The organism is Paraburkholderia sp. SG-MS1 (genome assembly GCF_012275575.1).
GTDB lineage: Bacteria > Pseudomonadota > Gammaproteobacteria > Burkholderiales > Burkholderiaceae > Paraburkholderia.
The window spans coordinates 1-13,015 of sequence record NZ_NPIH01000014.1 but is presented as its reverse complement, the minus strand read 5'-3'; the positions used below and the strand labels follow the sequence as shown (position 1 = coordinate 13,015).

Here is a 13,015-nt window from a genome sequence, read left to right as displayed (position 1 = left end):
AGTCGTGCAAGACCGCGGCGGAAGCCGGGCATGTGCGAGCGACGATGGAGCAGGACGGCGCGGCGCTGGCCGAATTCTTCGCATGGTTCGAAAGCGCCCTGGGCCGCGAGACGATCACCGAACTGACCATCGACGAACGCCTGTCGGCCGCGCGCGCGCGCCGTCCGGGCTTCGTGTCATTGAGCTTCGCGACGATTGCGGGCTTCAATGCGAACGGCGCGATGCCGCATTACCGCGCGACCGAGGAATCGCATTCGGTGATCGAGGGCGATGGCCTGCTGCTGATCGACTCTGGCGCGCAGTATCTGAGCGGCACGACGGACATCACGCGCGTGGTGCCGATCGGCACGCCCAGCGACGCGCAGCGGCGCGATTTCACGATCGTGCTCAAGGGCACGATGGCGCTGTCGCGCGCGCAGTTCCCGCGCGGCGTCCGTTCGCCGACGCTCGACGCGATCGCGCGCGCGCCGATCTGGGAAGCGGGCGCCGATTACGGCCACGGCACCGGCCACGGGGTGGGCTACTTCCTGAACGTGCACGAAGGCCCGCAGGTCATTTCGCACTACGCGCCCGCCGAACCGTGGACCGCGATGGAGGAAGGCATGATTACTTCGGTCGAACCGGGCATTTACCGGCCTGGCAAGTGGGGCGTGCGGATTGAAAATCTCGTGCTCAACGTGGCCGCCGGCAAAACCGAATTCGGCGACTTCCTCAAGTTCGAGACGTTGACGCTGTGCCCGATCGACACCCGCTGCCTCGAGCTGTCGCTGTTGCGCGAGGACGAGCGCGCGTGGCTCAACGCATATCACGAAACGGTGCGCACGCGCCTGGCGCCGCACGTGTCGGGCGACGCGAAGGCGTGGCTCGAACTGCGCACGCAACCCATCTGAGCGCCGCGACCAAAGTCGGCTAACGGAGAACGCATGGCGATCAAGGCAGTGGTGTTCGATTTCGGCGGTGTGCTGATCGACTGGAGTCCGGAGTATCTGTATCGCGAGCTGATTCCGGACGACACCGAGCGTCGCTGGTTTCTGACGCACGTCTGCTCGATGGATTGGGTGATCCGTCAGGACGGCGGCCAGCCGATCGTCGAGGCTACCGACGAACTGATCGCGAAGTTTCCCGATCACGAAGTGTTGATCCGCGCGTTCTACGAGCGCTGGCACGAGATGGTGGCCGGCGTGCTGGAGGAGGGCGTTGCGATCATGGAAAAGCTCGAAGCCGCCGACGTGCCGCTGTTCGGACTCACCAACTGGTCGGCCGAGACTTTTCCGTACGCATGGGAGCATTACCCGGTGCTGCGGCGGTTTCGCGACATCGTCGTGTCGGGGCGGGTTGGGCTCGTGAAGCCGGATCCGGCGATCTTCGCGGCCATGCGCGAGCGCATCGACGTGCAGATGCCAGGCGTCCAGCCAGGCGAACTTGTTTTCATCGACGACAATCTGAAGAACGCGCAAGCCGCGAGCGCGCTCGGCTGGCACGGCGTGCATCACACCGGCGCCACGCAGACCGAAGCGAAGCTGCGCGAATTGGGGCTGCCGGTGTGAGGCGCGCGAAGCTCGTTTGAACGGCGCCACGAGGGAGAAGGGCGCGTGCGCTTTATTCGCAGCGCCGCGGCCTTCGTTTCACTTCACTATTGCGCCCGGCTCGCCTGCCGTGGTCTGCACGCGAGCGGCCCCCACGTCCCCACCGCCTCCCGAACTACTGACCCAGCAGGTTCTTCAACGCGTTCTCCAACCCTTTCACCGTCTCCCCCGCGCCTTTTGCCACGCCTTCGACGCTCACGCCCAACGCCTTCGCAAAGCCCGCGCCGAGCCGCATCATGATGCCTTCCCGTACCGAAAATGTCGGGTCGCGCAGATCTCCGTCCAGCACGAAATGCAGCGTGATATCGCCGTTGTGCGCCTTGAGCGCGGCGACGGCCGCCTTGGTCGGGATCGAGAGAAAGGTGTCGAACGGATTGCCGCTCTCGGCGAGTTGCAGATTGTGGACCGTCACGGTGCCGGGTGCGTGCAAACGATAGTTGCGCACCGTCGATTCAACCGTCAGGTCGACGGTGCCGCCCGTCACCTGCGCCCGCGCGCCGGCCTTTTTCAGCAAATACGGATCGAGCATCACGATGTCGATGCCGCGTAGCTGGCTGGTGGTCTGCGAATCCCTGCTGGCGATCTTGATCCAGCCGCCGAACGACACGGTGCCCGTATGCGCCGGGCCTTTGATCGAGCCGCTGACGCTGACGTTGGTCGGCTCGGTGAGCGCGGGCAGTTTCAGATTGTCGACGCTCGCGTTGGCGTTGCTGACCGTCACCTTGAACGGTGGCGGCCCGACCGTCATGTCGTAGAAATGGAATTTGCCCTGCTCGAAGCGGATGTGATCGACCTGCTTCTCGTGCGAGGCGGGCGTCACCACAGCGCCGGTGTCGCCATCGGAGCGGTTCACTGCTTCCCGCAGATTCGGCAGCAGGTTGATCGATCCGTCCTTCGTGCGCAGCACGGCCATGTCGAAGCCGCGCACCACCACGCTGCGGATATGCATGCGCCGCGCCAGCAGATCGCGGATGTCGGGGGTGAGGGTGATCTCGTCGGCTCTGAGCGGGTCGCCGGCCGGCCAGCCGGGCGGCGCCTTGATGAGCACGCGCGTGAGATGAATCGAGGTCAGGCCGACGTCGATGCTTTCGGCGCTGCCGAGCGGGCCGAGCGCCGCCACGAGGCGATTCTTGACCTCCTGCTGCGCGAACCTCAGCGCGCCGACCGCGAGGACGATCAGCACCAGCAACACGCCGCCGATGGCGACCAACCAGCGCTTGCCCTTCGACATCGCCATGCTTGCCTCCTCGTCACCACGTGGTGCGCGGTGCGGCTGTGACTGGTTTTGGTTTGCATGCGCCGCTCGGGCGCATGTCTATTCCGGCGGGACAGGCTGCATCTGCCAGAACGACGAGATGTATCACGCCGCGACTCGCAAGGCGTGTGCCCTGCCGCCCATTTCATCCGACGTGCCGCGCGGGTGGCACCGCCATGGTGTGCCGGCACGGGCGTCACCCCTCTGGCGAGAGAAGCCGCGGCGAGCGAAACAGTCGCCTATACGATCCGATACACGCAGCCGGAACGGACGGACAAGGCGAACCGGTCAGGCGAACCCATGAAACGAAACAGCAAAGCGGCCCGCCTCACACGCACGAGGCGTGGCCGCCGAACGCCACGTTACCGGGTGATCGGCTTGTAACGCAGACGCTTCGGACGCGCAGCCTCTTCACCAAGACGGGCGCGCTTGTCCGCTTCGTATTCCTGGTAGTTGCCGTCGAAGAACGCGACTTGCGAATCGCCTTCGAACGCGAGGATGTGCGTCGCGATCCGGTCGAGGAACCAGCGATCGTGCGAGATCACCATCACCGAGCCCGCGAACTCGAGCAAGGCGTCTTCCAGCGCGCGCAGCGTTTCGACGTCGAGGTCGTTCGACGGTTCGTCGAGCAGCAGCACGTTGCCGCCCGCGATCAGCGTCTTGGCCAGATGCAGCCGGCCGCGCTCACCGCCCGACAGATTGCCGACGACCTTCTGCTGATCGCCGCCCTTGAAGTTGAAGCGGCCGATGTACGCGCGCGACGGCGTTTCGTACTTGCCGACCGTCAGCACGTCCGCCCCGCCGGAGATTTCCTCGAACACGGTCTTCGAGCCGTCGAGCGCGTCGCGGCTCTGGTCCACGTACGCGAGCTTGACGGTCGGGCCCTGCACGATCTCGCCCGAATCCGGCTGTTCACGGCCGGTCAGCATGCGGAACAGCGTCGACTTACCCGCGCCGTTCGGCCCGATGATGCCGACGATCGCGCCCGCCGGAATCTTGAAGCTGACGTCGTCGAGCAGCAAACGATCGCCATACGACTTGCTGACGTTCTTGAACTCGATCACTTCATTGCCGAGACGATCGCCGACCGGAATGAAGATTTCCTGCGTTTCATTGCGCTTCTGGTAGTCCTGGCTGTTCAGTTCCTCGAAGCGGGCGATACGCGCCTTCGACTTCGCCTGGCGGCCCTTCGGATTCTGGCGCACCCACTCCAGCTCCTTCTTGATCGCCTTCTGACGCGCCGATTCCGACGACTCTTCCTGCTTCAGGCGCTCTTCCTTCTGATCGAGCCAGCTGCTGTAGTTGCCCTTCCACGGAATGCCGTGGCCGCGGTCGAGTTCGAGGATCCACTCGGCGGCGTTATCGAGAAAGTAGCGGTCGTGGGTCACGGCGACGACGGTGCCCGGGAAGCGCGTCAGGAACTGTTCGAGCCAGTCGACCGATTCCGCGTCCAGGTGGTTGGTCGGCTCGTCGAGCAGCAGCATGTCGGGCTTTTCGAGCAGCAGCTTGCACAACGCGACGCGGCGCTTCTCGCCGCCCGACAGATGTTCGATCTTCGCGTCCCAGCCCGGCAGGCGCAGCGCGTCGGCGGCGATTTCGATCTGCTGTTCGGCGCTGCCGCCATCCGACGTGGCGAGGATCGCTTCGTACTTCGCCTGCTCGGCGGCGAGCGCGTCGAAGTCGGCGTCCGGCTCGGCGTAGGCCGCGTAGATTTCGTCGAGCTTTTTCTGCGCATTGAACACGTCGCCGAGACCTTCCTCCACGGCTTCACGCACCGTCTTGGTCGGGTCGAGCTGCGGTTCCTGCGGCAGATAGCCTATGTTCAGGTTCGGCATCGGCGTGGCTTCGCCTTCGATGTCCTTGTCCACACCGGCCATGATGCGGATCAGCGTCGACTTGCCCGAGCCGTTCAGGCCGAGCAGGCCGATCTTCGCGCCAGGGAAAAACGACAGCGAGATGTCTTTCAGGATTTGACGCTTGGGCGGCACGATCTTGCCGACCCGGTTCATGGTGAAGACGTATTGGGCCATTTGCTTGCAATAGACGTTGACGACGCCGGCCGCGAGGGGGCGGGCAGTCGTTGGGTGGATGGGTAATCGGTGTTAGCGGTGTTGAGGCCAGGCGGCATGCCCGGCGCCGGCCGGCGCGGCATCGAGCGCGGCGTCGAACTTCGCGACGCCCCGCGCGCGGGCGGGTGGTTCAGGTGGCATTGTACTTCGCGCGGCGGGTGGGGCGGCAGGGGCGGCGCATGGTCTCGGAGGTCGGCTCGTGTGTCGATGCGCGCGGCGGCGTGGATGCTCAGAGCCAGTCGGCGACGCCGCCGTGTCGCGAACAGGTGCCGCCGCGATGTCGGCTGAAGCTGTAGGTGCCGTCGCGGCAGCGCGCGCTCGCACCTTGCGGCGCTTTGCCGGACAGTGCACGGGCTGGCGCGTGGACGGTGTTGCCGTCGCGATTGGTGTAGGTGTTGTGATTGCTGAGGTCGGCTTCGTCGGGTGTCGAGCCCGGGGCGACGTAAGCGAGCGCCGGCGCTGCCGCCACGCCGAACAACAACGCGACGGCCACCGCCGCATGGCGGCCGAGGCGCGTGAGAGGGATGCCTGTCATGCTCTTTCGGGTGATTGTTATTCTGGTCATGCGCGAATGTGTGTGCGCTTCGGCCGGGGCTCAGTTAGCGCGCCGTCCCGTCACTGGATCGAAGAAATGCAGATGCGCCGCCGGCAACGCCACTTGCAACGCCTCGCCCGCCGCGGGCCGATGCGCGTGCGGCAAGCGCACCGTCACATCGTGCTTGCCCCAGCGGCCGTGCGCGAGATTGTCCGCGCCGAGCAACTCACAAGAATCGACGCCGAGCGTCGCACGCGAGGCGTCCGCGTGCCCAGGGCTCATGTGCTCCGGGCGAATGCCGAGCGTCCACTCGCGGCCTTTGACAACGTCCCGGCAGATCGACGCCACACCCGCCAACGGCAGCTTCGGACCGTTGCCGGCGACGTCGAACGTCGCGCCATCATCGGAGACGCGGCCTTCCAGCAGATTCATCCCTGGCGAGCCGATGAAGCTCGCGACGAACACGGTCGCCGGCCGCTCGTAGACCTCGGTCGGCGCGCCGATCTGCTCGGCATGGCCCTTGTTCATCACGATCACACGCTGCGCGAGTGTCATCGCTTCGATCTGATCGTGCGTCACGTATAGGCTCGTGGTGGCGAGGCGCGCATGCAGCCGCTGAATTTCGAGGCGCATCTGCACGCGCAAACGCGCGTCGAGATTCGACAACGGTTCGTCGAACAGAAACACCGCCGGCTCGCGCACGATCGCGCGGCCCATGGCGACGCGCTGCCGTTGTCCGCCGGACAGCTCGCGCGGCTTGCGTTGCAACAGCGCTTCGAGTTCGAGAATCTGCGCGGCGGCCTGCACGCGCTTCGCGATCTGCTGGCGCTCGACGCCCGCGATCTTCAGTGCGTAGCCCATGTTCTCGGCGACGCTCATATGCGGATACAGCGCGTAGTTCTGGAACACCATCGCGATGTTGCGATCCTTCGGCTCCAGTTCGTTGACCACTTTGCCGGCGATCGAGATGCGGCCGTCGGAGATGCGTTCGAGTCCCGCGACCATCCGCAGCAACGTCGACTTGCCGCATCCGGACGGCCCGACCATCACGACGAACTCGCCGTCGGCCACGTCGACGTCGATGCCGTGCAACACGAACTGTTTGCCGTCATAGGTTTTTTTAACGCCTTGCAGAGTCAGTGCAGCCATGCCGTTTTAGCCTTTCGTTGCTTGCCGCGCGGTGTGCGGTGTTTTCTGTTCAATGCCGTCGTCGTGTCCGGGTGTCGCCATACCGCGCTGGCGCGATTACTTCTCGGAATCCACCAGCCCGCGCACGAACCAGCGCTGCATCGTCAGCACGACGGCGAGCGGCGGCAGCATCGCGAGCAGCGTCGCGGTCATCACGAGGTGCCATTCGGTCGCGGTGTCGCCGGACGCGATCATGCTGCGGATGCCGACCACCGCGGTCATCAGCGATTGCTGGCTCGTGATCAGGATCGGCCACAGATATTGATTCCAGCCGTAAATGAAGGTGATCACGAAGAGGGCGGCCATGTTGGTCTTCGACAGCGGCAGCACGACGTCCCAGAAGAAGCGCATGGCGCCCGCGCCGTCGATGCGCGCCGCTTCCATCAGCTCGTCGGGCAGCGTCATGAAGAACTGGCGAAACAGGAACGTCGCGGTGGCCGACGCGATCAGCGGCAAGGTCAAACCGCTGTACGTGTTGCTCAGATGCATCGACGACACGACCTGCACGGTCGGGAAGATCCGCACTTCGACCGGCAGCATCAGCGTCATGAAAATCAGCCAGAACGACAGCATGCGAAACGGGAAGCGGAAGAACACGATCGCATACGCGGAGATCATCGACACGGCGATCTTGCCGATCGAGATCGCCAGCGCCATCACGAGACTGTTGAACAGCATGCGGCCGAACGGTGCCGCCGCATTGCCGCTACCGTGCGACCAGATGGTCGCGACGTTCTCGAACAGATGCGCGCCCGGCACGAGCGACAGCGGCACGGTGAATACCTCGTGCTCGCTCATCGTCGCGGCGCAGAACGCGACGTACACCGGAAACACCACGAGCGCGGCGCCGAGAATCAGCACCGCGTGACAGAACAGGTCGAAACCGCGGCGGTTCTCGATCATGAGTATTGAACCCTGCGTTCGATGAAGCGGAATTGCACGACCGTCAACGCGACGACGATCACCATCAGGATCACCGACTGCGCGCCCGAGCTGCCGATGTCGAGCCCCTGGAAGCCTTCGGCGAAGATCTTGTAGATCAGCGTGCGGGTCGCTTGCGCGGGGCCGCCGCCGGTCGCGGCGTCGATCACCGGAAAGGTGTCGAAGAACGCGTAGGTGATGTTGATCACCAGCAGGAAGAAACTGGTCGGGGACAGCAACGGCAGCGCGATGCCGAAGAAGCGCCGCACCGGACCCGCGCCATCGATCGCGGCGGCTTCGATTAGCGAACGCGGAATCGCCTGCAAGCCCGCATAGAAGAACAGGAAGTTGTAGCTGATCTGTTTCCAGACCGACGCGAGCACCACCAGAAACATCGCTTGGCCCGCGTTCAGCGCGTGATTCCACACGATGCCGTACTTCGCGAGTGCGAAGGTGATGAGGCCGATGCTCGGATTGAACAGGAACGACCACAGCACCGCGGCGATCGCGGGCGCGACCGCGTACGGCCAGATCAGGAGCGTCTGATAGGTCTTCGCGGCGCGCGTCACCCGATCGGCGCAGACCGCGAGCAGCAGCGAGATCACGAGCCCCGACACGGTGACGAGCGCGCAGAAGATCAATGTCGTATTGAACGACGACAGATAGAGCGGATCGGCGAGCAGCTGCCTGAAGTTGGCGAGCCCGACGAACTCGCTCGACGTGCCGAACGCATCCTGGCTCTGCGTGGCTTGCCAGAGCGCCTCGCCGGCCGGCCACAGGAAGAACAGCAGCGTGATCGCGAGTTGCGGCGCGACGAGCAGATAGGGCAGCAGACTAGTGCCGAAGCTGGAGCGCTTTTCCATCGAAGATTTCCTGGGTTGGCTGCGACCATGGGTTTCGGCGCGAGCGCGCCGAAACCCTGCCGGTGAACGCCGGCTTGCCTGCCTAGGTGCCGGCTTTCTCGAAGCGGCGCAGCAGCTCGTCACCGCGCGAAACCGACGAATCGAGCGCCTGTTGCGGCGTCTTCTTCTGTGCCCACACCTGTTCGAGTTCTTCGTCGATCACCGTGCGGATCTGCGGCATGTTGCCCAGACGCAAGCCCTTCGTGAACGGCAGCGGCGGCTTGTTGAGCATCTGGCGGATTGCCGTGTCGCTGCCGGGGTTCTTCTCATAGAAGCCTTGCTGGCGCGTCAGGTCATAGGCGGCCGTCGTGACTGGCAAGTAACCCGTGTCCTGATGCCACTTCGCGGCCACCGGCGCCGAGCTCAGATACGCGAGGAACTTCGCCACGCCCTTGTAGACGGCCGGATCCTTGCCCGACAACACCCACAAGCTCGCCCCGCCGATGATTGCGTTCTGCGGCGCGCCCTTCACGCTGGCGTCGTACGGCATCATGCCGGTGCCGAAGTTGAACTTCGCGTACTTCCTGATCGTGGCGAGCGAGCCCGACGAGTTCGTGACGATGCCGCAGTCGCCGCTATAGAACTTCGACACCGGTTCGTCCTTGCGGCCGACATAGGTGAAGGTGCCGTCCTTCTGCATGTTCTGCAGGAACTGGATGTGCGCGACCTGCAGCGGCTTGTTGAATTCGAGCTGCGCGTCGAGGCCATCGAAACCGTTGTTCTTCGACGCGAACGGCGCAGCATGCCACGCGCTGTAGTTCTCGAGCTGAATCCAGCTCTGCCAGCCCGACGAATAGCCGCATGACATGCCCGACGCCTTCAGCTTCTGCGCATCGGCCTGCAATTCGGCCCAGGTCTTCGGCGGCTGGTTCGGGTCGAGCCCGGCCTTCTTGAACGCGTCCTTGTTGTAGTAGAGCACTGGCGTCGAGCTGTTGAACGGCATCGAGATCAGCTGGCCGGTTTTCGCGTCGCTGTAATAGCTTGCGATGGTCGGCACGAACGCCTTCTGGTCGAGCGGCACGCCTGCCTGCTTGAACACGTCGGTGACGGGGATCACGGCCTTCTTCGCCTGCATCATCGTGGCGGTGCCGACTTCGTACACCTGCAGGATGGCCGGCGCGTTGCCGCTGCGATACGCGGCGATGCCGGCGGCAAGCGTCTGGTCGTAGGTGCCTTTGAACACCGGCACGATCGTGTAGTCGCTTTGCGACTTGTTGAAGTCGTTGGCGATGTCGTTCAGACGTTCGCCCAGCGCGGCTTCCATCGCGTGCCAGAACTGGATTTCGGTCGCGGCGTGGGCGGCCTGGCTCAAGCCGACGCTCAGCGCGGCGGCAATGGACAGTGAACGGAACAGCGGCTTGCAATTCATCGATTGTGTCTCCTGTGTCGATCGGAGTGGGTGCTTGAGCACTTGATCCGATCCCATGCACGGCAGTGCGGAACGGGCGCGGATGCGAATCGCGCGATTCTATTTGTGTTCGATGACAGACCGGCGTCGGTTGCGGCTTCGGCGGCCGGGCGGCGGGGGCGCGGATGGCCGGGCGCCGGAAGCCGCAATTTAACATCGGCTGTCGTGAAACGGAAACAATCGAATTGGGCGATGCCGGTGGCGTCGGTGCGGTGACCGGCACCCGCAGCGGAGCTGTGACGAAGCCGCGCGAGTGGTTCGCGCTCCTTTGCAATCGGCTGGCGGCAAAAAAAAGCCCGCTGGAAGCGGGCTTTTTTTGGAAGGCGGATCCGGCCGTTACACGTTGAACAGGAAGTTCATCACGTCGCCGTCATGCACGACGTATTCCTTGCCTTCCGCGCGCATCTTGCCAGCTTCCTTCGCGCCTTGTTCACCCTTGTAGGTGATGAAGTCGTTGAACGCGATCGTCTGCGCGCGAATGAAGCCGCGCTCGAAGTCCGTGTGAATCGCACCCGCCGCTTGCGGCGCAGTATCGCCGATATGGATCGTCCATGCGCGCACTTCCTTCACGCCGGCAGTGAAGTAGGTTTGCAGGCCGAGCAGCTTGAAGCCCGCGCGGATCACGCGATTCAGGCCCGGCTCTTCCATGCCCATGTCGGCGAGGAACACTTCCATGTCGGCTTCGTCGAGGTCGGCGATTTCCGCTTCGATCGCCGCGCAAACGGCCACGACCGGCGCGTTCTCGGCAGCCGCGAACTTCGCCACAGCGTCGAGATGCGGATTGTTTTCGAAACCGTCGTCCTTCACGTTGGCCACGTACATGGTCGGCTTCGCGGTGATCAGGCAAAACGGCTTGAGCGTCGCCTTCTCGTCGTCCGACAGATCGAGCGCGCGGACGGGCTTGGCCTGGTCGAGTTGCGCACGCACCTTTTCCAGCACGGCGGCATTCTTCGCGGCTTCCTTGTCGTTACCCGACTTGGCGGCCTTCGAATAGCGCGCGAGCGCCTTTTCGACGGTGGCGAGGTCGGCCAGCGCCAGTTCAGTGTTGATCACTTCGATGTCCGACAGCGGATCGACCTTGTTCGCGACGTGAATCACGTTGTCGTCTTCGAAGCAGCGCACCACGTGCGTGATCGCGTCGGTTTCGCGGATGTTCGCGAGGAACTGGTTGCCGAGGCCTTCGCCCTTGCTGGCGCCCGCCACCAGACCGGCGATGTCGACGAACTCCACCACCGCCGGCAGGATGCGCTCCGGCTTGACGATCTCGGCGAGCGCGTTCAGACGCGCGTCCGGCACCTCGACCACGCCGACGTTCGGCTCGATCGTGCAGAACGGATAGTTCTCGGCGGCGATGCCCGCCTTGGTCAGCGCATTGAACAGGGTGGACTTGCCGACGTTAGGCAGGCCGACGATGCCGCATTTGAGGCTCATGGAAATCCTTCAGTGAATCAGTAAGTTGCGTGATGCGCTCGACGCTGGGTGCGGCTTCGGAAAGCCTTCGCGAGTGGCGCGGGGGCAAACGCAGCGGAGCGGGACAGGTCACCGAATCGGGGCGTTGGCTCGACGATTGAGTGCGAGTTTTCACGGAAAACGCAATTGTAACCCGTTCGGGTGGGCGGACCGGTGCGCTGGCGGGAAAGCCGGGCGCGTTGAACGGACGTGCGGCGGACGCGATCTGCGCCCGTTTTTGTGCGGCCACTGTAGAATCGACGGCTCAGGGCCGTCAGAGCTCTTTTCCGGGGGATGGATGTGCGAGTAGTGAGATGGCTGGGAACCGGCGTGGCGGTGGTGCTGGTCGGCGGGGCGGTCGCGACGTGGTTGTCGCAGAATTTCGACGAAGCACAGGCCAACACGGACCGCCAGACGGTCGAGTGCCTCACGAACCACCTGACGCAGCACGATCGGGCGCGCATCGCGCAATTCGCCGATAAAAACGACTTCGAATCACTGTGGCGCGTGTACGACCAGGTCTTCCCCGATTGCGCCGTACGCGGCGACCAGCGCGAGCGCAAAGCGCAACTCGAAGCGAGCGCATGGCGCATTCTCCAGTCCGACCCGCGCTTCATGCGTCTGCGCGAAGCGAATGCGGCGATGGCGTCCGGTTCACAGCACTAGCTCTCAGGCGTCCGCCAGCCCCGATTTTTCGGGCGCAATTGCCGCACGCGCCGATCCGTCCCCCGCAATCCCCGCGGCTATAATGCGCGGATGAACGCACACCACCAGACCTTTGATGTCGCCGTGATCGGCGGCGGGCTCGTCGGCAAGACCGCGGCGCTCGCGCTCACGCAAGGCGGCCTGCGCGTGGCGCTGCTCGCCCAAGCTTGTGCGGCACTGCCCGCCGGCGCCGCTTTCGATTCGCGGGTCTATGCGTTGTCGTCGAGTTCGCAGGCGCTGCTCGAGCGTTTGCGGGTCTGGCAGGCGCTCGATCTGTTGCGGCTCGGGCCCGTCTACGACATGCGGGTCTACGGCGACGCCCATGCCGAGCTGCATTTCTCCGCGTTTCAGGCGTCGGTGCCGCAACTGGCGTGGATCGTCGAGTCGTCGGTGATCGAGCGCGCCCTGGATGCAGCGCTGCGCTTCCAGCCGAATCTCACCTGGATCGACTCGCGCGCTCAGGCGCTGGACTTCACCGCCGAGAGCGCGAGCGTCGGTCTCGCGAACGGCAATGTCGTCGAGGCCGATCTGGTGGTCGGCGCGGACGGCGCGCATTCGTGGGTGCGTGCGCAAATTGGCTCGAAGATGAACCGTCGCGACTACCGGCAAACCGGCGTGGTCGCCAACTTCAAGGCTGGCAAGCCGCACGGCGAAACCGCCTGCCAGTGGTTCCGCGACGGCGAAATCATCGCGTTGCTGCCGATGCCGGATGGCCATGTGTCGCTGGTCTGGTCGGCGCGCACCGAGCACGCCGAGCAACTGCTCGCGCTCGATCCGGCGCAGCTCGGCGCCGAAGTGGAGCGCGTGAGCGGTGGCCAGTTTGGCGCGCTCGAATGCGTGACGCCCGCGCAGGGCTTCCCGCTCGCGCTGCAAACGGTGGACCGGCTGGTGGCGCCGCGCGTCGCGCTGGTCGGCGATGCCGCGCATCTGATTCATCCGCTGGCGGGGCAAGGCATGAACTTGGGCTTGCGCGACGTCGCGGCGCTCGCCGAGACGG

13 protein-coding genes are annotated in these 13,015 nt (G+C 64.6%); 5 read left to right on the top strand and 8 right to left on the bottom strand.

Features of this window, described 5'->3' with window-relative positions:
* The coding region (locus CIC12_RS01280; protein WP_168661422.1) for a M24B family metallopeptidase at positions 1-890 on the top strand (890 nt) is incomplete at its 5' end.
* Between the two features lie 33 nt (positions 891-923).
* Positions 924-1,547 (top strand): HAD family hydrolase, encoded by a 624-nt coding sequence (locus tag CIC12_RS01275; RefSeq protein ID WP_168661420.1) that lies wholly within the window; start codon positions 924-926, stop codon positions 1,545-1,547.
* 154 nt (positions 1,548-1,701) lie between these two features.
* Here the strand turns inward: CIC12_RS01275 and CIC12_RS01270 are convergent, their stop codons facing one another.
* From CIC12_RS01270 to ugpB, 7 genes are all read right to left on the bottom strand, one after another.
* Positions 1,702-2,823, bottom strand: a complete 1,122-nt coding sequence (locus CIC12_RS01270) for a DUF748 domain-containing protein (protein WP_168661418.1) — start codon at positions 2,821-2,823, stop codon at positions 1,702-1,704.
* Between the two features lie 380 nt (positions 2,824-3,203).
* Positions 3,204-4,871: an energy-dependent translational throttle protein EttA gene (gene ettA / locus CIC12_RS01265; RefSeq protein ID WP_168661416.1), complete on the bottom strand. Its 1,668-nt coding sequence runs from the start codon at positions 4,869-4,871 to the stop codon at positions 3,204-3,206.
* A 268-nt stretch (positions 4,872-5,139) separates the two neighbouring features.
* Positions 5,140-5,445, bottom strand: a complete 306-nt coding sequence (locus CIC12_RS01260; protein WP_168661414.1) for a DUF3761 domain-containing protein — start codon at positions 5,443-5,445, stop codon at positions 5,140-5,142.
* 60 nt (positions 5,446-5,505) lie between these two features.
* Entirely contained in the window at positions 5,506-6,594 is a 1,089-nt protein-coding gene (locus tag CIC12_RS01255) for a sn-glycerol-3-phosphate import ATP-binding protein UgpC (RefSeq protein WP_168661412.1), read from the bottom strand.
* Between the two features lie 96 nt (positions 6,595-6,690).
* Positions 6,691-7,536, bottom strand: a complete 846-nt coding sequence (gene ugpE / locus CIC12_RS01250) for a sn-glycerol-3-phosphate ABC transporter permease UgpE (protein WP_168661410.1) — start codon at positions 7,534-7,536, stop codon at positions 6,691-6,693.
* Positions 7,533-8,417: a sn-glycerol-3-phosphate ABC transporter permease UgpA gene (ugpA, locus tag CIC12_RS01245; RefSeq protein WP_168661408.1), complete on the bottom strand. Its 885-nt coding sequence runs from the start codon at positions 8,415-8,417 to the stop codon at positions 7,533-7,535. Before ugpA ends, ugpE begins: the two co-directional genes overlap by 4 nt.
* A gap of 82 nt (positions 8,418-8,499) precedes the next feature.
* Entirely contained in the window at positions 8,500-9,825 is a 1,326-nt protein-coding gene (gene ugpB, locus CIC12_RS01240; protein WP_168661406.1) for a sn-glycerol-3-phosphate ABC transporter substrate-binding protein UgpB, read from the bottom strand.
* Positions 9,826-9,989: 164 nt separating this feature from the next.
* Here ugpB and CIC12_RS01235 point away from each other — a divergent pair, with 164 nt between their 5' ends.
* Positions 9,990-10,211 (top strand): hypothetical protein, encoded by a 222-nt coding sequence (locus tag CIC12_RS01235; protein ID WP_168661404.1) that lies wholly within the window; start codon positions 9,990-9,992, stop codon positions 10,209-10,211.
* Here CIC12_RS01235 and ychF read toward each other — a convergent pair.
* Positions 10,201-11,295, bottom strand: a complete 1,095-nt coding sequence (gene ychF / locus CIC12_RS01230) for a redox-regulated ATPase YchF (RefSeq protein WP_168661402.1) — start codon at positions 11,293-11,295, stop codon at positions 10,201-10,203. The genes CIC12_RS01235 and ychF overlap by 11 nt on opposite strands.
* 327 nt (positions 11,296-11,622) lie before the next feature.
* Here ychF and CIC12_RS01225 point away from each other — a divergent pair, with 327 nt between their 5' ends.
* Positions 11,623-11,979, top strand: a complete 357-nt coding sequence (locus tag CIC12_RS01225) for a hypothetical protein (protein WP_342030495.1) — start codon at positions 11,623-11,625, stop codon at positions 11,977-11,979.
* A gap of 90 nt (positions 11,980-12,069) precedes the next feature.
* Positions 12,070-13,015: UbiH/UbiF family hydroxylase (locus CIC12_RS01220; RefSeq protein WP_168661397.1), on the top strand; the 946-nt coding region annotated here is incomplete at its 3' end.